We start from the raw sequence: 20,865 nt of genomic DNA, 5'->3' as shown, positions 1-20,865 counted from the left end.
GCCGGATGAATAGCCAAGCACCAGTCCGTCGGAGCTCAGCGTGACCGAAGCCGACCCCCACAGTGGATTGAGTTATCGCGATGCCGGTGTCGACATCGATGCCGGCAACACCCTCATCGAGCGCATCAAACCCGATGTCAAAGCCACCCACCGCCCGGGCATGATGGGCGGCCTGGGCGGCTTTGGCGGCCTTTTCGAGCTGCCGCTGGATCGCTATCGCCAACCGGTGCTGGTCTCTGGCACCGATGGGGTGGGCACCAAGCTCAAGCTGGCCATCGACAGCGGCCGGCACGACGGCATCGGCATTGATCTGGTGGCCATGTGTGTCAATGACGTGCTGGTCACCGGCGCCGAGCCGCTGTTCTTTCTCGATTACTACGCCACCGGCGAGCTCGATGTCGCGACCGCCGAGCGCGTCATCCGGGGGATCGCCGAGGGCTGCCGGCAGGCCGGCGCCGGATTGATTGGCGGCGAGACCGCCGAGATGCCGGGGATGTACGGCGACGGCGATTATGATCTGGCGGGGTTTTGCGTGGGTGTGGTCGACAAGGACCGCATCATTGACGGTCAGTCCATTCGCAGCGGTGACCGGCTGATCGGTCTGGCCAGCAGCGGCATCCACGCCAATGGCTACTCGCTGGTGCGGCGGGTCATCGAGCTTGACCCGGCCGCCCGACAGCCCGCGCGGCCGGACGGGCCGGGCATGGAAGCACTCCTCGCCCCGACACGGATCTATGCCCGGGCCATTGCCGCACTGACCCGTCAAGTCACGGTGCACGGGCTTTGCCACATCACCGGTGGGGGGCTGACCGAGAACCTGCCGCGGGTGCTGCCGCACGGGGTGGACGCCCGGATCGATACCCACAGCTGGCAATGGCCCGAGGTCTTTGCCTGGCTGCAGCAAACCGGTGGCATCCGCACCGCAGAGATGCGACGGACCTTCAACTGCGGGGTCGGCATGGTGGCGGTTGTCCCGGCCGCCGAGGCCGATAATGCCATCCGCTGCCTCGAGGCCGCCGGCGAGACGGCCTGGACGATCGGCGAGGTGGTCCCGGCGTCCGACGCGCAGCCCAGTGTCCATTATCAGGCCGGCGAATGAACAACGCTCGTCTGCGCATCGCGGTTCTGATATCCGGCAGCGGCAGCAACCTGCAGGCCATCATCGATGGCATCGAGACCGGCGAAATCGATGCAACCATCGTCCGGGTCATCAGCAATCGCCCCGGCGCCGGCGGGCTGGAGCGGGCGCGACGCCACGGCATCGACACCGAGGTCATCGACCACCGCCAATTCGCCCGCCGCGCTGACTACGACCGCCGGCTTGCCGGCCGGCTCGAGGCCCTGGCGGCGGATCTGGTGGTGCTGGCGGGCTTCATGCGCATCCTCGGCGATGCATTCGTCGAGCGCTTCGAAGGGCAGCTCATCAATATCCACCCCTCGCTGTTACCCGCCTACCGCGGGCTTCATACCCATGAGCGGGTCATCGCCGATGGTCAGCGACAGCACGGCTGCAGTGTTCACTACGTGATTCCCGAGCTGGACGCCGGCCCGGTCATCGCCCAGGCGGTGGTCCCGGTCCACGCCGATGACACACCGGCGCGGCTCGAGGACCGGGTCCGGGCCATGGAGCATCGCCTCTACCCCCGCGTGGTGCAGTGGATCGCCGCCGGCCGCGTGGCCATGGCCAACCGCTCGGTTGTATTCGACGGCCAGACCGGTCAGACCCCGGTGCGTCTGGAGACAGGCGAGACGTGAAGCGGTGCAGCCGCCAATGGCTGGGCTGGATGGTCTTTGCTATGGCCATCGGGAGCGGCGCGGCCGCTGCCGAGACATTCCGGCCACCTGGCGATTTCAGCGCCCGTTATGCGGTTGAGCGAACCGGCCTGACGCTGGGCCGGGCTGATCTGAGCTATCGCCGGCTGCCGGGTGAACGCTATCACTACCGCCTCTACACCCGGGCCGTGGGCCTGGCCCGGTGGCTCTTTCCCGCCCAGGTCCGCGAAGAAAGCCGCGGGCGCATCGTCGAGGATGGGTTCCGCCCCGAGGTCTATCGCTATCAGCGCACCGGCGGCGACGATGCCCGCGAAGCCGAGCTGCGCTTTGACTGGCAGGCGCTGGAGGTGGTCAACGACATCGCCGACTACCCCTGGCGAGCCGAGATCACCCACGACACCATCGATCGGGTCATCAGCCCACTGCAGCTGATGCACGATCTCACCGAGCGGGGCGAGGAGGCCAATCGCCTGGTCTATCGCATCGCCGATGGTGGGCGGCTGAAGACCTATCTGCTCACCATCGAGGGCAAAGAGACGGTCAACACCCCGCAGGGCCGGTTTCGGGTGCTGCGCATCGAGCGGCGGGACACCGACAGCGATCGACACACCATTCTCTGGTGCGCGCCGGCACTGGGGTATCTCGCCGTGCAGGTGGAACAGTGGGAGGACGGCAGCCGCAGTGCCCGGCTGGTCCTGGAAAGCCTCGAAGGTCTGCGCCGCGAGCCGGGGATGCGCGGTGGCGGCTGATCGCGGTCAGGGGCGCGGCAGGGTCACGCCGCGCTGGCCCATGTATTTGCCGGCCCGATCGGCATAGGACTGCTCGCAGACCTCGTCGGACTCGAGAAAGAGCATCTGCGCGACCCCTTCGTTGGCATAGATCCGGGCAGGCAGCGTCGTGGTATTCGAGAACTCCAGGGTCACATGCCCTTCCCACTCGGGCTCGAGGGGCGTGACGTTGACGATGATGCCGCAACGCGCATAGGTGGATTTGCCCAGACAGATGGTCAGCACGTTCCGCGGAATGCGGAAGTACTCCACGGTGCTCGCCAGGGCAAAGCTGTTGGGCGGGATGATGCACACATCCGAGCGGACATCGACAAAGCTCGACTCGTCGAAATCTTTGGGATCGACCACCGCCGAGTTGATATTGGTGAAGATCTTGAAATGATCGGCACAACGGACATCGTAGCCATAGCTCGAGGTGCCGTACGAGATCATCCGCCCGCCGGCGTTCTCGCGCATCTGGCCGGGCTCGAAGGGCTCGATCATGCCCTCACCGGCCATCTGCCGGATCCAGCGGTCGGATTTGATGGTCATCGAACAGGGTCCTCGGTCAGTCGTCGTCGACGACGATGTTGGGAAAACGGCTGGCGCCCGCCGGATCCTGGCGCGACAGCAACGCGGCGGTCCGGCGCGCCGCCTCTCGATAATGGCTGGCAACCGAGCTCTCCGGGTCGGCCACCACGGTGGGCTGCCCGCTGTCGGCCTGCTCGCGGATGCGCAGATCAAGCGGCAGCGACCCGAGCAGCTCGACCCCCTCCTGGTCGGCCAGGCGCTGGCCGCCCCCGGCGCCGAATATGTGCTCCTCGTGCCCGCACTGCGAGCAGACATGCAAGGACATGTTCTCGAGGATGCCCAGCACCGGGACCTTGACCTTTTCGAACATCTTCACCCCCTTGCGGGCATCCAGCGTGGCGATGTCCTGCGGCGTGGTCACCACCACCGCGCCGGCCACCGGAACCTTCTGCGAGAGCGTCAGCTGGATGTCGCCGGTGCCGGGTGGCAGATCGATGATGAGATAATCCAGCGACTCCCAGCGGGTTTCGTTGAGCAGCTGGGTCAACGCCTGGGTGACCATCGGCCCGCGCCAGACCATGGGGGTGTCTTCTTCGATCAGAAAGCCGATGGACATGATCTGCACGCCGTAGTGCTCGAGCGGCGTGATGTGTTTGCCATCCGGGCTGTCCGGCTTGCGCCCGGCCACCCCCATCATGCGGGGCTGACTGGGGCCGTAGATGTCGGCATCCAGAAGCCCCACCCGAGCGCCCTCGTCGGCCAGTGCAAGGGCCAGGTTGGCCGAGGTGGTGGACTTGCCCACCCCGCCTTTGGCCGAGGCCACGGCGATGATGTTGCGGATATTCTCCAGCGGCTTGAGCGCCGCCTGGACCTGGCGGGCAGAGACCTGCCAGTCGACGTTGATGGTCACCGTGCCGGCCCCGGTCTGCGCCTGGAGATGCTCGGTCAGGGTGCGCTCGAGTTCGTCCTGGTAGCGGCCGACCGGGAAACCCAATCGCAGGGCGATGGTCACCGCCGTGCCATCGACGGTGATCGCCTCGACGGCGTCGGCGTCAACCAGATTCTGCCCCAGGGCCGGCTCCACCCAGCCCTGCAGGGCGGTCTCGACGGCTTCGCGGGTGACTGTGCTCATGAACGCCCCATGGGTTGTCGCAACGGATTAACCGCCAAGTCTAACCCCCGCCGCCGGCAGTGGAAACCGCAGCCGCCCCGGATGGCTACGCCCCTTGCGCTTGCGGGGGCGGCGTCTGCCGCGGGATATTGCTCGTATGACCCGCCGACCATCGAACATCGTGCTCATCGGCATGCCCGGCGCAGGCAAGACCACCGTTGGCGCACTGCTGGCCCGTCGCCTGGGCCTGGCGTTTGCCGATACCGACCGCTTAATCGAACACCGCGAGGGGCAGACGCTGCAACAGATCGTCGATACCCACGGGTACCAGACCCTGCGGGCGATCGAGGCCCGGGTGCTGACGCAGCTCGATTGCCGGGGTGACGTCATTGCCACCGGCGGGAGCGCGGTCTACAGCGACGCGGCGATGACCGCCCTGCAACGCCACGGCGTGATCGTCCATCTGCAGGTGGATCTGGAGACGATCCTCTCTCGGGTGCAGGATGCCGCCACCCGCGGGCTGGCTCGAGCGCCCGGCCAGAGCCTGACGGCGCTTTTCGCCGAGCGCGAGGCGCTTTATGCGCACTATGCCGAGTTCAGCGTCGATGCCAGCGGCGATGATCAGTTCGCGGTGGCCGATCGGGTGATCGCGACGCTAACCCGGGCGCATGCCCTGCCCTCGCCTCTGGCATAATGCTCCCTTTAATTTGCCACCGCGCGGAGCGTCAATGAGCCGGAAGATTCTGGTGACCAGTGCCCTGCCCTATGCCAACGGGCCCATCCACCTCGGCCATCTGGTCGAGTACATCCAGACCGATATCTGGGTGCGCTACCAGAAGCTCCAGGGCCATGAATGCTGGTACGTCTGTGCCGATGATGCCCACGGCACACCGATCATGCTCAAGGCCCGGGAGCAGGGCATCACGCCGGAGGCACTGATCGAGCAGGTGGGCGCCGATCATCGCCGGGATTTTGCCGGCTTTCATATCGGTTTTGACAACTACTACAGCACCCACTCGGCAGAAAACCGGCATTTCTCCGAGCTCATCTACACCCGGCTGCGCGATGGCGGCTGGATTGACCGGCAGACCATCACCCAGGCCTATGACGAGCGCGAGGGGATGTTCCTGCCCGATCGCTACATCAAAGGCACCTGCCCGCGCTGCGGTGCCGATGACCAGTACGGCGACAACTGTGAAGCCTGCGGCGCCAGCTACTCGCCCGACGAGCTGCAGAACCCGGTCTCGGTGATCTCGGGCGAGACGCCGGTCCAGCGGGCCTCGGAGCATTACTTCTTTCGGCTGCAGGACTTCGAGCCCATGCTGCGCGAATGGGCCACCGGCGAAGGGCTGCAGGAAGAGGTCGCCAACAAGCTCCAGGAGTGGTTCGACGCCGGCCTGCGGGCGTGGGATATCTCGCGGGACGCCCCCTACTTCGGGTTTCAGATCCCGGATACCACTGACAAGTACTTCTATGTCTGGCTGGACGCGCCGATCGGCTATATGGCCAGCTTCCAGGATCTGTGCAACCGCCAGGGACTTGATTTCGATGCGTGGTGGCGCGCCGACAGTGACGCCGAGCTCTATCACTTCATCGGCAAGGACATTGTCTACTTTCACGCCCTTTTCTGGCCGGCCATGCTGCACGGGGCCGGCTTTCGCACCCCCACCCGGGTCTGCGCCCACGGGTTTCTGACCGTCGATGGGCAGAAGATGTCGAAATCGCGGGGGACGTTCATCATGGCCGAGACCTATCTGCGCCACCTCGACCCGGAATATCTGCGCTACTACTTCGCTGCCAAACTGGGCACCGGGGTGCATGACATCGACTTAAGCCTTGAGGACTTTACCCAGCGGGTCAATGCCGATCTGGTGGGCAAACTGGTCAATATCGCCAGCCGCTGCGCTGGCTTCATCCAAAAGCGCTTTGACGGCCAGCTTGGCCCGCGGCTCGACACGCCCGAGCTTTTCCGCCGCATCAGCGCCCGCGCCGAGACCATCGGCGGGCTCTACGAAGAGCGCGAATACGCCCGGGTGGTGCGCGAAGTCATGGCACTGGCCGATGAGGCCAACCAGTACATCGACGAGAAAAAGCCCTGGGTGCTGGCTAAAGACCCGGACCAGGCCGAGGCACTGCATGCGATCAGCACCACCGGCATCAACCTGTTCCGGGTGCTGATGCTCTATCTCAAACCGGTGCTGCCACGGACCGCCGAGGCCGCCGAGGCCTTCCTCCAGGTCCCGCCCATGGCCTGGGCGGACGCGGGTCAGCCGCTACTCGACCATCGTATCGAGCGCTTCAAACCGCTGATGACGCGCATCGACCCGGCCGCGGTCGAGGCGATGATCGAAGACTCCCGGGAGAGCCTCAAACCGGCATGAGCGATCACGCGAGCCTGATTGACCGGATCGACGCGCTGCTGCCGCAGACCCAGTGCGAGCAGTGCGGTTACCCGGGGTGTCGCCCCTATGCCGAGGCCATCAGCCGCGGCGAGGCGGGGATCAACCAGTGCCCGCCCGGGGGCGAGGCCACCATCGAGGCGCTGGCCGAGGTGACCGGCCGGGCGGTCGAGCCGCTCAACCCCGACCATGGCGCGTATCGCCCCCCCCGGGTCGCGTGGATCGATGAGTCGGTCTGCATTGGGTGCACCAAGTGCATCCAGGCCTGCCCGGTGGATGCCATTGTCGGTGCCCGGCAACGCATGCATACCGTCATCACCGAGGAATGCACAGGCTGTGATCTGTGCCTGGCGCCCTGCCCGGTGGATTGCATCCATATGCAGCCCACCGACCGCGAGCAAGAACCCGCATCCCAGCAAAAGGCCCGCCGCGATCGGGCCAGACAGCGTTTCAACAACCGTAAGGCCCGGCTGGCGCGCCGCGCTGCCGAGGCCGAGGCCAAACGCCAGCAACGCCGGGCCCGGCGCAGTGGCGCGGATGATTCCGCAGCGGACGGCCCAGCGCCGTTGCCCGACCGCGAACGCCGCCGCGCCGTGGCACAGGCCGCGCTCGAAAAAGCCCGTGCCCGACGCCGCGCGCGGGCGGGAGGCCAGCCGCGGTGAACCGGGACAAACGCCAGGCGATCTTCGAGCGACTGCGCGCCGCCAATCCACAGCCGACAACCGAACTCGAATACCGCACCCCTTTCGAGCTGCTCGTAGCGGTCATCCTCTCGGCACAGGCCACCGACCGCAGCGTCAACAAAGCCACCCGGCCGCTGTTTGCGGTGGCCAACACGCCCGAAGCCATCCTGGCGCTGGGTGAGGTCGGGCTTCGGCAGTACATTCGCACGATTGGCCTTTTCAACAGCAAGGCGAAGAACATCATCGCCACCTGCCAGGCCCTGGTCGATGAACACGACGGCCAGGTACCGGCGCAACGCAAAGCGCTGGAAGCCCTGCCCGGGGTGGGTCGCAAGACGGCCAATGTGGTTTTGAATACCGCCTTCGATCAACCCACGATGGCGGTGGACACCCATATCTTTCGCGTCGCCAACCGAACCGGCATTGCCCGGGGCAAGACCGTGCGGGCGGTCGAAGAACGGCTACTGCGGCTGCTGCCGCGTGAATTTCTCAAAGACGCCCACCACTGGTTGATCCTGCACGGCCGCTACGTGTGCGTGGCCCGCAAGCCCCGCTGCGGCGCCTGCCCGATCTACGACCTCTGCGAGTTCAAGGACAAGACGCGTTACGCCGACGAGGACGCCGACACGGCAGGTGGCTGACCGGAGCGGTACCGGCGGCGTTCGCGCCAGCGCCGCCAGCTGAACGCGCCAACAAGGAAGGGCGCGGTGGCAAGGGCCATAGCGCCGCCCACCGATACATCCAGCCAAAGCGCGGCCCCGTAGCCAAGGGGGGCGCTTGCCACAGCGATCAGCATGGCCACTGCGATCAGGCTCGAAAGCCGCCGGCAGAGCAGATAGGCCGCCGCCGGGGGGACCACCACAAAGGTGACAAAAAGCACCACGCCCACCGCATCAAAGGCCGCCACGGCGGTGCCACTGAGCAGCGACAGATGGGCATAGAACACCAGCCCCGGGGCCAGCCCCAAGGCCCGGGCCAGCCCCGGATCGAAGGTCGCCAGCTTGAGGGCGTTGTAGAAGGCAAGCACGAAAAGGGCGTCCACCAGCAACAGTGTGGCGCTTGCCAGCAGTGCCCGTGGCACGACCAGGCCCGCCACGGTGACCGTATCCAGCCAGACGAACCCGATCTCGCCAAGCAGTACGGTGTGCTCATCCAGATGCACGTCCCTGGCAAAGACGTTGATCAGGACCACGCCAATGCTGAATAACGCCGGGAAGACCAGCCCGATGGCGGCATCATCCCGGAGCCGGCGGCTGCGGGCGAGTGTCTCGATCAAGAATACCGCCAGCACCCCGCTGAGCGCCGCCCCGGCAATCTGCACCGCACCGCTGGTCTCGCCGGTGGCAAGCCACGCCAGTGCGATCCCGAAGAGAATCGAATGACTGATGGCGTCGGCCAGCATGCTGTTGCCACGCAGCACCAGAAAACTGCCAAGCAGCGCGCCGGCCATCCCCACCAGCATACCGGTCAATAGAATGGCGATGGTGGGATTGGCCAGCCCGCTCATGCCCGCACCCGCCAGCGCCGTCGCTCGTTGCGTCGTTTGGCCTGCTCGGCGGCATGGCCCTGGCCTTTTTCGGTGAGCCGCCAGTGCGGCCCCTCGTCGGGCATATGCTCGGTACTGATGAGCAAGCCCCGATCGGCCAGCGTGGCGAGCTGCGGCTCGGTGATCATCCCGTGGTAGGCGTCGACTGCCCCCTGCTCGACGCGGTAGCGCCAGTCACCATGTTCCCGAGCCAGCTCGTAGACGGTCTGCAGGATCTGTTCGGTGGAGGTGTGGCTGCGCCGCCGCCGGCGCCGCCACCAGGCCGGCAGCAACCCCCGCCGCGGGGCGATGAGCAGTGACACCAGCGCCAGCGCGGTGGCCACCAGCACCACCACCGGCCCGGTGGCGAGCCCTGGACCCAGGGTGCTGATCAGCCCGCCACTGATCCCTGCGGTGGCACCAAAGCCCGCCGCAAGCAAGACCATACCCAGCAGGCTGCCGGCCCACTGCCGCGCGGCCGCCCCGGGGGCGATGATCATCGCCGTCATCAGCACCACACCCACCATCTGCAGCCCCACCACCACGGCCAACGCGATCATGGCGGTCAAAAGCCGTTCGATCCGCCGCACCGGTAGCCCCATGACCGCCGCAAACTCCGGGTCAAAGCTCATCAATTTAAGGGGCTTCCACAACATGACAACGCCCGACAGCGCCACGACGGTCAACAAGGCCATGGGCAACAGATCCGCCCGGGTGGTGGCGGCGGCCTGACCAAACAGAAAACTGTCCAGGCCGGCCTGCGCCGCTCCGCCCCGGTTCTGGATCCAGGTCAGCAGCACCACGCCCAGGGCAAAGCCCAACGAGAGCATGATGGCCAGGCCAGCGTCGGTTTTGAGCCGGGTGCGTCGGGTCAGCCCCACCATGAGCAGTGCCGCGACCACGGCGGTGAAAAGCGCACCAGCCAGCAGACTGCCCATGTCACGCATCCCGGTGACGATAAACCCAAGGCAGATCCCCGGCAGGGCCGCATGGGAGAGGGTATCGCCCAGCAGGCTCTCGCGGCGGAGCACGGCAAAACTGCCCAGAACGCCGCTGATTACGCCAATCAGCGCGGCGCCCAGCATGACATTCTGCAGCGTGTAGTCGCCCAGCAGCGCTGTCATCGCTCACCCGGGGCGTCCGGCGCGGCGGCACCGTTCTCGTCCAGCAGCGCGATCTGCCCGCCGTAGGTACGGCGCAGGTTGCGGGCGCTGTACACCGCGGCCATCGCGCCGGCGGCGATCACCCGCACGTTGAGAAACACCAGCCAGTCGAAATAGCGCTGGACGGTCTGCAGATCGTGGTGGACCACCACGATGGTGCGGCCTTCGCTGCGCAGCCGCGAGAGGATATCGATAATACTGCGCTCGGTGGTGGCATCCACTCCGGCCATGGGCTCGTCGAGCAACAGCAGATCGGGCTTCTGGACCAGCGCCCGGGCGATGAAAACCCGTTGCTGCTGCCCCCCCGAGAGCTCACTGATCTGACGATCCGCCAGCGCCTCCATGCCCACTTCTTCGAGCGCCCGCAGCGCCCGGTCGCGCTCGCGCCGGCCCGGCCAGCGCCACCAGCCCAGCTGGCCGTACAGCCCCATGGTCACGACATCCACCGCGGTGGTGGGAAAATCCCAGTCAACGCTCGAGCGTTGCGGCACATAACCCACCCGCTTGCGCTGGCTTTTGTAGGGATGCCCGAACAACCGCACATGACCGGCGGAGCGCGGGACCAGACCGAGGATGGCCTTCAGCAGGGTGCTTTTGCCGGCGCCGTTGGGCCCGACCACGCCCGCCAACACCCCCGGCGGGATATTCAGGTCGATATCCCAGAGGGCCGGACGATCGCCATAGCTGACCGTCAGATCCTCGATATGCAGCGCCAGCTCGGGTTCGTGGGGCGTGTGGATATCCGCTCGGAGATCGCTCAAGGCGCGACCTCCTCGCGCCGCTGTTGCCAGGGCGCCAGCGCTTCGGGCAGCGGAATGACCTGCCCCCCGAGGGCGTCGGTCATGACCCGGGTGTTGTGGATCAACATACCGACCAGCGTATCAGCCAGTGTCCCCGGCTGCCCCAGCGCATCGCCGTAGAGGCTGCCCCCCACCTCGACATCTGTTCCCCGCGCGCGGGCCGCCTCGATCACCGCCTCGACGGTGCGCGGGTTGATGGTGGTCTCAATGAAAACCGCCGGGATATTGCGTTGGGCAATCAGATCGGCCACCGACTGGATGGCCGCGACACTGGGCTCGGCCTGGGTGCTGATCCCCTGCACCCCCCTGACCTCGAGCCCGTAACCCTGGCTTAAGTAGCCAAACGCGTCGTGGGCGGTCAAAAGCACCCTCTGGCCCGACGGAATCGTGGCAAGGCTCGCTGCCATCCAGCGGTCCAGGGCCTGCAGCTGTTGCCGATACGCCGCCGCCCGGCGCTGCATCGGCTCGAGACAGTCCGGTGCCAGGCGCGCAAGCGCCGCCTCCACCGCCGGCACGGCCTGGGACCACAACGCCGGCTGCATCCACAGATGCGGATCGGTGGCATAACCCGCCTCGCCATCTAACGCCTCGATGGGACCGGCGCGAGCGGCCGCTTCGGCCACCGCCAGGGTCGCCTTGTGCCGATCCAGCCCCGCAAGCACATCCGCCAGCTGCCCCTCCAGGCCAAACCCGTTATAGACAATGAGTTCGGCCTTTTGAAAGGCTCGGACATCCGAGGCGGTGGCCTGGTACAGATGAGGGTCGACACCGGGGCCCATCAACACCTCGGCGTCGATGCAGTCACCCCCGATCGTCGCGACCAGATCGCCGGCCATGCCAGTGGTCGCCACCACCAGCGGTGCCGCCAGCACCGGCCCCGGGGCAAGCGCGATGACCACGGCCATGGCGGCGCGTCGAATGCGTGACTTGGGCACAGGTCGTCACCTCAAAAATTGGAATAATTCCAATGTAGACCCCTGCCGCCATCGGTGCAACGCAACCGCTGCGATGCGCCACCGGTGACCGCTCACTCGCCGCGTCTTGCCGCCACGCGCAGTCGCAGGGCGTTGAGCTTGATAAAGCCCTCGGCATCCTTTTGATCGTAGGCCCCGGCGTCGTCCTCGAAGGTGGCAATGCTGTCATCGAACAGGCTGTCCGACTCAGAGCGGCGGCCGAGCACGATGACGTTGCCCTTGTAGAGCTTGAGCCGGACCACACCGTTGACCCGGGTCTGGGTCTGATCGATCAGCGCCTGCAGCGCCTCGCGCTCCGGGCTCCACCAGTAGCCGTTGTAGATGAGTTCGGCATAACGCGGCATGAGCTCGTCTTTAAGATGCGCGGACTCGCGATCGAGGGTGATCGACTCGATGGCGCGGTGGGCACGCAGCAGGATGGTGCCGCCGGGCGTTTCGTAGCAGCCGCGGGATTTCATCCCCACATAGCGGTTCTCGACGATATCGATGCGGCCAATGCCATTGTCTCCGCCCAGCTGGTTGAGCCGCGAGAGCATTGCCTGGGGCGAGAGCGTCTCGCCGTTGATCGCCACCGGATCCCCCCCGCGGAAGGTCAGGTCGATCTCGGTGGGGGTATCCGGCGCCGCTTCGGGGGCAACGCTCCAGCGCCACATCCCTTCCTCGGCCGGTGTCCAGGTGTCTTCGAGCACGCCGCCTTCATAAGAGATATGCAGCAGGTTGGCATCCATGGAATAGGGCGAACCGCCGCCCTCGGTCTTGCCCTCGATCGGGATGCCGCGCTCCTCGGCGTAGGCCAGCAGGCGCTCGCGCGAGTTCAGATCCCACTCCCGCCAGGGGGCGATGACCTGGATGCCCGGCTCGAGGCCGTAGTAGCCGAGCTCGAAGCGAACCTGATCGTTGCCCTTGCCGGTGGCGCCATGGCAGACGGCATCGGCGCCGGTCTCGCGGGCGATCTCGATCTGCCGCTTGGCAATCAGCGGCCGGGCAATCGAGGTACCGAGCAGGTATTCGCCTTCGTAGATGGCGTTGGCGCGGAACATGGGAAAGACGAAATCGCGCACGAACTCCTCGCGCAGATCGTCGATGTAGATCTCTTCGACACCCAGGTCCCGGGCCTTGCTGCGGGCCGGCTCCAGCTCCTCGCCCTGGCCGAGATCGGCGGTGAAGGTCACCACTTCGCAGCGGTAGTGATCGCGCAGCCACTGAAGGATCACCGAGGTATCCAGCCCGCCTGAGTAGGCCAGCACCACCTTTTTGATATCGCTCATGAATAGACTCTCGAAATGCTCGGTCACGCCGGTGGAAAAGCAATCATGATCCGGCGGCTCGGCGCACAAATCAAGACAAGCACCGCGGCACCGCAACAGCCCTGATACACTGCGGTCATGGACACGCTCACCCTCACCCGCCCGGACGACTGGCACCTGCATCTGCGCGACGGCGATGTCCTGCCGGATGTCGTCCACTGGAGCGCCGCGCGTTTTGGCCGGGCGATCATCATGCCCAACCTCGTCCCGCCGGTGACCACCACGGCAATGGCCGAGGCGTATCGCGAGCGCATCCTGGCGGCCTGCCCCGCGGACTGCGATTTCGAGCCGCTGATGACGCTCTATCTCACCGACAACACCCCCGCCACCGAGATCGAGCGCGCCGCCGCCAGCGGCATCATCCATGCGGTCAAACTCTACCCGGCCGGTGCGACCACCAACGCCGACTCGGGCGTGACGGATATCAAGCGCTGCAGCGACGCCCTCGATGCCATGGCCGAGCAGGGACTCGGGCTGTGCATCCACGGCGAGGTCACCCACGGGCAAACCGATATCTTTGACCGCGAGAAGGTGTTTTTGCACGAGCGACTGGCACCGCTGCTCGAACGCCACCCCCGCCTCAGGGTGGTCCTCGAGCATCTGACCACCGCCGAGGCGGTGGCCTTTGTCCGCCAGGGGCCGGCGCGGCTGGGAGCGACCATCACCCCGCAGCATTTGCTGATGAACCGCAACGCGCTGCTCGCCGGCGGCATCCGGCCGCACCACTACTGCCTGCCCATTCTCAAGCGCGAAGCGGACCGCGAGGCCCTGCTCGAGGCCGCCACCTCGGGCCATCCAAGGTTTTTCCTGGGCACCGACAGTGCCCCGCACGCCCGCCACGCCAAAGAAAACGCCTGTGGCTGCGCCGGCATTTTCACCGCGCCACTGGCGCTGGAACTCTACGCCGAGGCCTTCGCCGCCGCCGGGGCCCTGGACCGACTCGAAGGCTTTGCCAGTCACTTCGGGGCCGATTTCTACGGGCTGCCGCGCAACCGCGACACGGTCACCCTGGCACCAGAAAGCCGCGACATCCCCGACCGCCTGCCGTACGGCGATGACACCGTCGTGCCATTGCGTGCCGGCGAGACGGTCGGCTGGCAGCTCGTCGACCGCCACCCCGGCAAGGCGCGCGCCTCGTGACCCATCGCATGATCAAGGATCGGTTCCGCGGCTTTCTGCCCGTGGTGGTGGATATCGAGACCGGTGGCGTCAACGCCGCCACCGACGCGATGCTGCAGATCGCCGCCACCCTGGTCCATATGGAAGCGGATGGCACACTCTATCGCGGCGAGACCCATACCCATCATGTCCAGCCCTTCGAGGGCGCCAACCTCGACCCCAAATCGCTGGAGTTCAATGGCATCGACCCGGATCATCCGCTGCGCATGGCTATCCCCGAGGACGAGGCCCTGCGGCAGATCTTTGCGCCCATTCGCGAGCAGATCCGCGCCACCGGCTGCAACCGGGCGGTGCTGGTAGGTCACAATGCGTGGTTCGACCTGGGCTTTCTCAACGCGGCGGTCAATCGCTGCGCGATCAAGCGCAACCCCTTCCACCCGTTTTCGTGCTTTGACACCGCGACGCTCTCGGGCCTGGCCTTTGGCCAGACCGTCCTGGCCCGCGGCATCGCCGCGGCGGGCATCGAATGGGATGCCCGCGAGGCGCACTCAGCCATCTATGATGCCGAGAAGACCGCCGAGCTTTTCTGCAACATCGTCAACCGCTGGGATGCCGCCAACGGTTTTCCCGAATACGCCGGCCGCTAAGACAGCGGCCCGCCCGGTCAGGCGCTGCCACCGGCGGCGCTTTGCACCGCCGGCTGCAGCTCGCCGTTTTCGTACATCTCGAGGATGATGTCGCACCCCCCCAGAAGCTCGCCGCCGACATAAAGCTGTGGGATGGTCGGCCAGTTGCCGTATTCCTTGATGCCCTGACGGATGTCCTCATCCTCGAGCACGTTGACGTACGCAAACTCGACCCCGCAGCCGGCGAGTGCCTGGGCGGCCCGCATCGAAAAACCACACTGCGGAAACTGCGGCGAGCCTTTCATGTAGAGGATGACCGGGTTGCCCTCGACCTGTTGACGGATCGTCTCCTGCGTATCGCTCATCTTGGCTCCTCGAATGAATGTGTACCGTCAGTGTACGGATTGCAGAGAAAACAGGCGAGGGGCAAAACCGGCTGTGATGCGTTACCATCCGCGCCCATGGAAAACAATCATCTCTCTGACGTTCGCTTTGAGTCCCTTGGACTTCATGAATCCCTTCTCACAGGCCTGCAGGAAGCCGGTTTCGAGCAGTGCACCCCGATTCAGGCCGGCGCGCTGCCCATCGCCCTTGAGGGCCGGGACGTGGCCGGGCAGGCGCAGACCGGCACGGGCAAGTCCGCTGCCTTTCTGCTGGCCTGTATGCACCATCTGATGACCCACCCGGTGGCCGCCGACAAGACCGGCCCCTGGGCCATCGTTCTGGCACCGACCCGCGAGCTGGCGTTGCAGATCCACAAGGATGCCGAACGCCTTGGCGATTTCACCGGCATGGACTTCGCCTGCATCTATGGCGGCACCGGCTACGAGAGCCAGCGCAAGGCACTGGAGCGGGGCACCGATATCCTCATCGGCACCCCCGGGCGGATCATCGACTTCTACAAGCAGCGGGTGTTCAGCCTCGAGAACATCGAGGTGTGCATCCTCGATGAGGCCGACCGCATGTTCGACATGGGCTTTATCGCTGACATCCGCTATCTGCTCCGGCGGATGCCGCCGCCGGAGAAGCGGCTCAACATGCTGTTCTCGGCCACGCTCTCGGAACGCGTCCGGGAGCTCGCCTACGAGCACATGAACGAGCCCGAATCGGTCAAGATCGAGTCCGAGACCATCACTGCCGACCGGGTCAACCAGCAGCTCTATCATGTCGAAAACAACCAGAAAATCGGCTTGCTGCTAGGTGTTCTGCGCCAGCAGGAACCCACCCGGACGCTGATCTTTGTCAACACCAAACGCGATGCGGACAAGGTCACCGGCTATCTTCTCGGCAATGACATCAAGGCCGCGGTGATCTCGGGGGATATCCCGCAGAACAAGCGCGAACAGCTCCTTGGCAAGTTCCAGCGCGGCGAGCTGCCGATCCTGGTGGCCACCGACGTGGCCGCCCGGGGACTGCATATCCCCGATGTCAGCCATGTCATCAACTACGACCTGCCTCAGGATGCCGAGGACTATGTCCACCGCATCGGCCGCACGGCTAGGGCCGGGGCCACGGGTGAGGCGATCAGCTTTGCCTGCGAGAGCTATGTCTATTCATTGCCCGACATCGAGGCCTACATCGAGCAGAAGATCCCCGCCGAGATGGCGCCACCGGCGTTGATCGCCGAGGACATCAAACCGGCGGCGCGCACCGACAGCCGCCGGAGCGGGGGGAATGCCCGGGGCGGCAACAGCCGAAGCGGCGGCGGCCGCAGCGGGGGCAACCGCAGTCGCGGCAACGGCGGGGCCCGGCGCTCGGCCGGTCAGACCCGGTCGGATGCCGAGAAGGCGGATGGCAACAACGACAAGACCCCGGCGCCCCAGGATCAGTCGTAGTCAAAGGCATAGAAAAGATCCAGGGCACTCTCGGCGCCGCTGATCGCCTCGAGATAGAGCTGCTCGGTGAGGTAGTAGCGCAGGCTGAGGGTGTTCTGGGGCGTAAAGACCCCGACCCCATAGCGGATTAACAGGTTGGGCGCCAGATACCCACTGACCGCGACCTGCGCTGTCTCGCCCTGACCGGTGGCCTGCAACCGGAAATCGCTGATGCCGATTTCCTCGGCGAGGGCGCCACCGATCTGACCGCCACCGAAAACGCCCAAAGAGACGGCCGCCTGACTGATCAGTGCGGTCTCATCGGGTGTCCCGCTGCCGGGCGGGGCGCCGGTTATCAGATAGGCCAGTATCCGGGACTGCTCCATTGGCGGACGCGAGAAAAGCGTCAGCACCGGGTCATCGGCCGGCCCGGTCACCCGTAACCCGGCCAGCCGCCGGGGCGAGGCGCGCACCGCCTCGATATCCAGTCGCGGGCGGCGCGGCGAGCCGGCAAAAATCAACCGCCCGCGGCGCACCTCAAGGCGCTGGCCGTAGGCCTCGAGATGCCCCGAGACCAGCCGGACCACCCCGTCGGCCCGGGGTTCATCGAGCCCCTGCTGACGCAGCCGCAGGCGCCCGGCGAGCGCTCCCGTCAGCCCCCGACCCCGAAAGCGCAGCCCTTCTCCCAGATTGAGGCGAACATCCGTGCTGAGCGCCAGGGGCAAGCCCCCATCCGGGTCCGGTCGGCTCGGCGCCGGCGTGTCGACGCGTACGGCATCCGCCGAGACCCGGACGGCATCGCTGGCGCTGCTCGGCAGCGACACCGCCCCGCCCTGCACATCCACCACGCCATCCAGACGGGCTTCACCGGAGGCCAGGGTTACGGTCAGATCCGGGGCCAGCGTCACGCTCGCCGTCGGACCGGTGTCAATGGCCAGATCCTCTCCGGTCAGACGAAGCCGGCCGGCCAGCGCCTGCCCCCGACGCTGCAGGCGGCCCGACAGCACGGCTTCGCCCTCGCCGGCCCGGAATCCGCCGGCGATCTCGGCACGCGGGCCATCCATTGTCAGTCGCAGTCGAAAATCGCGAAGCGGTCGGGCCAGTGCCCGGGGCAGAAGCAGTCCGTCGGCCCAGGTCACATCACCGGCAAACCGTGGCCGGGAGAGGTTGCCGGAGACCCTGCCCGCCACCTTGATGCGCCCCTGCGACCGCCGCAGGCCGGGCAGTGCACCGGCCAGGGGGGCCGCTGGCAGGCCATCCAGCCAGACCTCGCCCTGCAACGGGCGCGGCGACTGGGTGGGGTCAACACGCAGGGCAAAGCCCCCGCGGCCAAGATCCGGCGAGGCCATGCCAAAGCGCAGATCCACCTGCTGCGGCCTGAGATCGGCGTCAATAACGGCACGATGGTATTCGAGCGCCAGCGGCTCTTCGGTGTCCATCGGCAGCACCACCTGTGATGCACGACTGACCAACGTCAGCCGTGCCCGGGGCGGATGGCCGCTGCGCCAGTCAACGCGGCCCGTGCCACTGACCCGGCCGGGTAGCCGAACGCCGTCGGGCAGCCACGAGTCAAGCGCGGCCAGCGGCAGCGTGGGCAGATCAAGGCGCAGGGTGGCCGATCGGGGGCGGGCCTGCAGGGCGCTGGTGGTCAATTGCAGGCGCACCGGTTGCTCACCCAGCGACTCACCCCGCCAACGGATACCGTCGATGGCCAGTTGAAAACGGCCACGCTCGCTCAACGGCCAGCGGCCGTCGGCATCCAGCACCGCCGCACGGAACGCCCCCGCCCTGGCATCAATGACAAGCCCCTGGCCGGTGACACCGTCGATGCAAAGCGTCCATTGCCGCAGGCAAGCGGGTTGCCAGTCGACTCGAAGCCGCGCCAGCCCGACTCGGCCCCAGCGCTCGTCCCAGCTCAGATCCCGCAGGGTGATGCCCGACCACAGCGTGCCGCTTGCGACCTGAGCCTCCAGACGGGGTTCTGCCTCGGTAAGGCGATCCAGCAGCCACTGAGCCCCGGCGGTGGTGCTCAACACCCAGGCCGTGGCCCATGCCAGGGCAATCAAAGTGGCCACCAGTACGGTTCGTAGCGATGGCATCAGAAAGGCGGCCCCAGCGACAGATGCAGGCGAAAGGGCGGCTGGTCACGACTCACGCCCCAGGCAAAATCCAGTCGCAGCGGCCCCACCGGAGACTGCCAACGCACCCCCACCCCGGTGCCCACCTCGACATCCACCGCATCGAGATGATCAAAGGCGTTGCCGCCATCGACAAAAACCGCCGCCCGCCAGTCTGCAGCGACGGCATAGCTGTATTCGGCGCTGCCGGTTGCCAGATACCGGCCCCCGGTCACCTCGCCATCGGCACCGATGGGGCCCAGACTGCGGTAGGCAAAACCGCGCACGCTCTGGTCCCCCCCGGCGAAGAATCGCAGCGAGGTGGGGGTGCGGGCGAATGCATTGGTGGCAATGGCCCCCAGGTCCGCCCGCAGCTGAAAGCGGTGCCGGGTGCCGAGGCTGCGCAGCCAATTGTTGGCCAGTCGCAGCCGGGCGATATCGACATCCGAGCCCAGGTCCCGGGCACTGGCCTCGATGGCATAGCGCTGCGCATCGCCGCGATAGGGATCCACTCCGCCCCGCGAGCGGGTTCGCGAGAAACTGATCCCGGGCATCAGAAGCCGGCTGCGGCCGCGGTCCTCGCCGCTGCGGAAGCGCTCCTCGAGCAGGCGCAGCGATTGGGTGCGCACCCAGCCCGAGCGAAATGACTGCCGCCGGCTCAGCCCCAGGGTATAGCGTTCGCTGCGAGAGTCCTCGATATCCTCGTTCTCCCAGCCGGCGGTCACCGCCAGATGATCGTTGAGCGGATCACCCAGGGGGATTTCGTAGCGCGCATCCAGCCGCTGCCGCACCGGTGAGAGGCGCAGACCGCTCTCAAGCCGGTGGCCGCGGTTATTGATGTAATGCCGGGTAAAGCCCAGTTGGCCCCGGGGGCCTTCGTCGGTGGAAAAGCCGATCCCGGTGGTCACGGTGTTTCGCGGCCGGGTTGTGAGGGTGACCGCCAGCGGGATCCGGCGGCCTTGAGGCTTGTCACGCAGGACATCCACCGTGGCATCGGCAAAATAACCACTATCGAGCAAGCGACGGCTGAGCTCGGCGATGCGATCGGCGTGATAGGGCGCACCGGCTTTAAACGGGACCAGCCGCTGCAAAAACTCGTCGCGCAGGGGCGCATCCGAAAACCGCACCGCCCCCAGGCGATAACGTGGCCCGCTCTCCATCGTGATACGGGCGTCGGCCCAGCCCTGTGCGGCGTTGACCGCCAGCCGGACGGTGGTGAATCGATAATCAAAATAGCCGCGCTGCCGGGCCAGATTGCGCAATGCCCGCTTGCTGCGCTCGTAGTCGCGGTGATTGACCCCCTGGTCGGGACGGATAGGCAGCGCCTCGAGCAGTTGCCGAAATGCCGGATCATCCCGTCCGGGGCCGGTCAGCGCGACATCCACCCGTCGCCAGCTCAGCCGCGGACCGGGGGTGACCCGCACCGCCAGCGCCCAGTCACCACGCACCGGGGTGATGCGGATGTCGGCGTCGGCCTCATAATAGCCCAGCGCCTCGAGGGCCTGCCGGACCTGACTGCGGACCTGATCGCGATAAAAGCGCACCGCCAGCCGCGATGTCAGCCCGACCCGGGTGTCGATGTGGGCGCGGATATTATCGGCAAGAAAATCCGGCGCCCCTTCCACCGTCAAGCGCACCCCGGCGGTTGCCGGCGCGACGATCAGCAGCACCAGCACCCCGGCGGTCAGCCATTGCCAGCGCCCCCACCGGCGGCGGGCTGCGGTTGACCGGGTCAAAGCCGTGGCGTCGGCCCTCCGGCGCGCTCATACTCGGCCTGACAGTCGATGCATCGACTGGCGGTGGGATAGGCCTCGAGCCGGGCATAGGGGATGGGCCCGCCGCAATCGGCACAGACACCGTAGCGGCCGTCATGCCAGGCGCGCAGCGCCGCCTCAGTGGCCCGCAGTGCACCGATATGGCGGTCGATATCGGCATATTCCAGATCGGCGAGCAGATCGACCACCGCCTCATCCCCCGGATCCCGGACCCGGTCGGCGATGTCCTCCGCGCGGAGGATATCGGCGGCGAGCACCTCGCCACGCAGCGTCTCGCGCAGCGTGGCGCGCTGCGCTTCCAGCATCTGTCGCAGTCTGTCGCGCTGCGCGGCATCCAGATGGCTTTCCATGGCAATCTCCTTGTCGGTGGTCTGCGTTGCA

Annotated in this window: 20 protein-coding genes and 1 pseudogene; 10 read left to right on the top strand and 11 right to left on the bottom strand. The window is 66.6% G+C overall.

The features are described from left to right. The first annotated feature begins 40 nt into the window (after positions 1 to 40). From purM to V6X73_RS04030, 3 genes are read left to right on the top strand one after another with little or no spacing between them, the layout of a single operon-like run. Positions 41 to 1,099, top strand: coding sequence for a phosphoribosylformylglycinamidine cyclo-ligase (purM, locus tag V6X73_RS04040; protein ID WP_367958879.1), 1,059 nt, complete (start codon positions 41 to 43; stop codon positions 1,097 to 1,099). Then, positions 1,096 to 1,755: a phosphoribosylglycinamide formyltransferase gene (gene purN / locus V6X73_RS04035; RefSeq protein ID WP_367958880.1), complete on the top strand. Its 660-nt coding sequence runs from the start codon at positions 1,096 to 1,098 to the stop codon at positions 1,753 to 1,755. The genes purM and purN overlap by 4 nt, the downstream gene beginning before the upstream one ends. After that, a complete protein-coding gene (locus V6X73_RS04030; RefSeq protein ID WP_367958881.1) occupies positions 1,752 to 2,522 on the top strand; it encodes a DUF3108 domain-containing protein in 771 nt (256 codons plus the stop codon). The genes purN and V6X73_RS04030 overlap by 4 nt, the downstream gene beginning before the upstream one ends. Positions 2,523 to 2,528: 6 nt before the next feature. Here the strand turns inward: V6X73_RS04030 and dcd are convergent, their stop codons facing one another. Both dcd and apbC read right to left on the bottom strand, forming a co-directional pair. Further along, a complete protein-coding gene (gene dcd / locus V6X73_RS04025; protein ID WP_367958882.1) occupies positions 2,529 to 3,092 on the bottom strand; it encodes a dCTP deaminase in 564 nt (187 codons plus the stop codon). Positions 3,093 to 3,108: 16 nt separating this feature from the next. Beyond that, a complete protein-coding gene (gene apbC, locus V6X73_RS04020) occupies positions 3,109 to 4,203 on the bottom strand; it encodes an iron-sulfur cluster carrier protein ApbC (protein WP_367958883.1) in 1,095 nt (364 codons plus the stop codon). A gap of 136 nt (positions 4,204 to 4,339) precedes the next feature. Between apbC and V6X73_RS04015 the strand changes: the two genes are divergently transcribed. The 4 genes and pseudogenes from V6X73_RS04015 to nth all read left to right on the top strand — a co-directional run bounded on the left by V6X73_RS04015 (position 4,340) and on the right by nth (position 7,905). Further along, the gene (locus V6X73_RS04015) at positions 4,340 to 4,876 is read left to right on the top strand and encodes a shikimate kinase (RefSeq protein WP_367958884.1); all 537 of its coding nucleotides are present in this window, start codon (positions 4,340 to 4,342) and stop codon (positions 4,874 to 4,876) included. A gap of 34 nt (positions 4,877 to 4,910) precedes the next feature. Further along, positions 4,911 to 6,563, top strand: a complete 1,653-nt coding sequence (gene metG / locus V6X73_RS04010) for a methionine--tRNA ligase (protein ID WP_407810756.1) — start codon at positions 4,911 to 4,913, stop codon at positions 6,561 to 6,563. A 14-nt stretch (positions 6,564 to 6,577) separates the two neighbouring features. Continuing rightward, positions 6,578 to 7,243: pseudogene (gene rsxB, locus V6X73_RS04005) on the top strand (electron transport complex subunit RsxB); the annotation flags it as partial. Continuing rightward, positions 7,240 to 7,905, top strand: a complete 666-nt coding sequence (gene nth / locus V6X73_RS04000; RefSeq protein WP_367958885.1) for an endonuclease III — start codon at positions 7,240 to 7,242, stop codon at positions 7,903 to 7,905. The pseudogene rsxB and the gene nth, both read left to right, overlap by 4 nt. Here the strand turns inward: nth and V6X73_RS03995 are convergent. The 5 genes from V6X73_RS03995 to V6X73_RS03975 all read right to left on the bottom strand — a co-directional run bounded on the left by V6X73_RS03995 (position 7,869) and on the right by V6X73_RS03975 (position 12,994). Then, positions 7,869 to 8,771: a metal ABC transporter permease gene (locus V6X73_RS03995; RefSeq protein WP_367958886.1), complete on the bottom strand. Its 903-nt coding sequence runs from the start codon at positions 8,769 to 8,771 to the stop codon at positions 7,869 to 7,871. The genes nth and V6X73_RS03995 overlap by 37 nt on opposite strands. After that, positions 8,768 to 9,913 carry a metal ABC transporter permease gene (locus tag V6X73_RS03990; RefSeq protein WP_367958887.1) on the bottom strand — a complete coding sequence of 382 codons (1,146 nt, stop codon included), beginning with the start codon at positions 9,911 to 9,913 and terminating at the stop codon, positions 8,768 to 8,770. Before V6X73_RS03990 ends, V6X73_RS03995 begins: the two co-directional genes overlap by 4 nt. Then, positions 9,910 to 10,713, bottom strand: a complete 804-nt coding sequence (locus V6X73_RS03985) for a metal ABC transporter ATP-binding protein (RefSeq protein ID WP_367958888.1) — start codon at positions 10,711 to 10,713, stop codon at positions 9,910 to 9,912. The genes V6X73_RS03990 and V6X73_RS03985 overlap by 4 nt, the downstream gene beginning before the upstream one ends. Beyond that, positions 10,710 to 11,687 carry a metal ABC transporter solute-binding protein, Zn/Mn family gene (locus tag V6X73_RS03980; RefSeq protein WP_367958889.1) on the bottom strand — a complete coding sequence of 326 codons (978 nt, stop codon included), beginning with the start codon at positions 11,685 to 11,687 and terminating at the stop codon, positions 10,710 to 10,712. Before V6X73_RS03980 ends, V6X73_RS03985 begins: the two co-directional genes overlap by 4 nt. Before the next feature lie 92 nt (positions 11,688 to 11,779). Further along, positions 11,780 to 12,994, bottom strand: coding sequence for an argininosuccinate synthase (locus V6X73_RS03975; RefSeq protein ID WP_367958891.1), 1,215 nt, complete (start codon positions 12,992 to 12,994; stop codon positions 11,780 to 11,782). Positions 12,995 to 13,111: 117 nt separating this feature from the next. Here V6X73_RS03975 and pyrC point away from each other — a divergent pair, with 117 nt between their 5' ends. Continuing rightward, positions 13,112 to 14,173 (top strand): dihydroorotase, encoded by a 1,062-nt coding sequence (pyrC, locus tag V6X73_RS03970; RefSeq protein ID WP_367958892.1) that lies wholly within the window; start codon positions 13,112 to 13,114, stop codon positions 14,171 to 14,173. Between the two features lie 8 nt (positions 14,174 to 14,181). Next, positions 14,182 to 14,799 carry a ribonuclease T gene (rnt, locus tag V6X73_RS03965; protein WP_367959009.1) on the top strand — a complete coding sequence of 206 codons (618 nt, stop codon included), beginning with the start codon at positions 14,182 to 14,184 and terminating at the stop codon, positions 14,797 to 14,799. Positions 14,800 to 14,816: 17 nt separating this feature from the next. Here the strand turns inward: rnt and grxD are convergent, their stop codons facing one another. Further along, the gene (gene grxD, locus V6X73_RS03960; protein ID WP_367958893.1) at positions 14,817 to 15,143 is read right to left on the bottom strand and encodes a Grx4 family monothiol glutaredoxin; all 327 of its coding nucleotides are present in this window, start codon (positions 15,141 to 15,143) and stop codon (positions 14,817 to 14,819) included. A 96-nt stretch (positions 15,144 to 15,239) separates the two neighbouring features. Here grxD and V6X73_RS03955 point away from each other — a divergent pair, with 96 nt between their 5' ends. Next, on the top strand, positions 15,240 to 16,613 hold the full coding sequence (locus tag V6X73_RS03955; RefSeq protein WP_367958894.1) for a DEAD/DEAH box helicase: 1,374 nt from the start codon (positions 15,240 to 15,242) through the stop codon (positions 16,611 to 16,613). Here the strand turns inward: V6X73_RS03955 and V6X73_RS03950 are convergent. Genes V6X73_RS03950 through V6X73_RS03940 form a run of 3 tightly spaced genes read right to left on the bottom strand, consistent with a single transcriptional unit; the run spans position 16,604 to position 20,834 of the window. Further along, a complete protein-coding gene (locus V6X73_RS03950; RefSeq protein ID WP_367958895.1) occupies positions 16,604 to 18,691 on the bottom strand; it encodes a translocation/assembly module TamB domain-containing protein in 2,088 nt (695 codons plus the stop codon). The two genes, V6X73_RS03955 and V6X73_RS03950, sit on opposite strands and share 10 nt — an antisense overlap. Beyond that, positions 18,691 to 20,445, bottom strand: a complete 1,755-nt coding sequence (locus V6X73_RS03945) for an autotransporter assembly complex protein TamA (protein ID WP_367958896.1) — start codon at positions 20,443 to 20,445, stop codon at positions 18,691 to 18,693. Before V6X73_RS03945 ends, V6X73_RS03950 begins: the two co-directional genes overlap by 1 nt. Then, positions 20,442 to 20,834 carry a TraR/DksA family transcriptional regulator gene (locus V6X73_RS03940; protein WP_367958897.1) on the bottom strand — a complete coding sequence of 131 codons (393 nt, stop codon included), beginning with the start codon at positions 20,832 to 20,834 and terminating at the stop codon, positions 20,442 to 20,444. Before V6X73_RS03940 ends, V6X73_RS03945 begins: the two co-directional genes overlap by 4 nt. Between the last annotated feature and the right edge of the window lie 31 nt (positions 20,835 to 20,865).

Source organism: Spiribacter pallidus, from assembly GCF_040838495.1.
In the GTDB taxonomy this organism is placed as follows: domain Bacteria; phylum Pseudomonadota; class Gammaproteobacteria; order Nitrococcales; family Nitrococcaceae; genus Spiribacter; species Spiribacter pallidus.
The sequence above is the reverse complement of the archived record's forward strand: the minus strand, read 5'-3'. Positions and strand labels throughout refer to the sequence as shown.

Bases quoted from the DNA above. Each gene is read 5' to 3' on its own strand.
- V6X73_RS03940 (WP_367958897.1), bottom strand. From the start codon at position 20,834: ATGGAAAGCCATCTGGATGCCGCGCAGCGCGACAGACTGCGACAGATG.
- V6X73_RS03950 (WP_367958895.1), bottom strand. From the start codon at position 18,691: ATGCCATCGCTACGAACCGTACTGGTGGCCACTTTGATTGCCCTGGCA.
- pyrC (WP_367958892.1), top strand. From the start codon at position 13,112: ATGGACACGCTCACCCTCACCCGCCCGGACGACTGGCACCTGCATCTG.
- rnt (WP_367959009.1), top strand. From the start codon at position 14,182: ATGATCAAGGATCGGTTCCGCGGCTTTCTGCCCGTGGTGGTGGATATC.
- V6X73_RS03990 (WP_367958887.1), bottom strand. From the start codon at position 9,913: ATGACAGCGCTGCTGGGCGACTACACGCTGCAGAATGTCATGCTGGGC.
- V6X73_RS03975 (WP_367958891.1), bottom strand. From the start codon at position 12,994: ATGAGCGATATCAAAAAGGTGGTGCTGGCCTACTCAGGCGGGCTGGAT.
- V6X73_RS04015 (WP_367958884.1), top strand. From the start codon at position 4,340: ATGACCCGCCGACCATCGAACATCGTGCTCATCGGCATGCCCGGCGCA.
- grxD (WP_367958893.1), bottom strand. From the start codon at position 15,143: ATGAGCGATACGCAGGAGACGATCCGTCAACAGGTCGAGGGCAACCCG.
- V6X73_RS03995 (WP_367958886.1), bottom strand. From the start codon at position 8,771: ATGAGCGGGCTGGCCAATCCCACCATCGCCATTCTATTGACCGGTATG.
- metG (WP_407810756.1), top strand. From the start codon at position 4,911: ATGAGCCGGAAGATTCTGGTGACCAGTGCCCTGCCCTATGCCAACGGG.
- V6X73_RS03955 (WP_367958894.1), top strand. From the start codon at position 15,240: ATGGAAAACAATCATCTCTCTGACGTTCGCTTTGAGTCCCTTGGACTT.
- apbC (WP_367958883.1), bottom strand. From the start codon at position 4,203: ATGAGCACAGTCACCCGCGAAGCCGTCGAGACCGCCCTGCAGGGCTGG.
- purN (WP_367958880.1), top strand. From the start codon at position 1,096: ATGAACAACGCTCGTCTGCGCATCGCGGTTCTGATATCCGGCAGCGGC.
- dcd (WP_367958882.1), bottom strand. From the start codon at position 3,092: ATGACCATCAAATCCGACCGCTGGATCCGGCAGATGGCCGGTGAGGGC.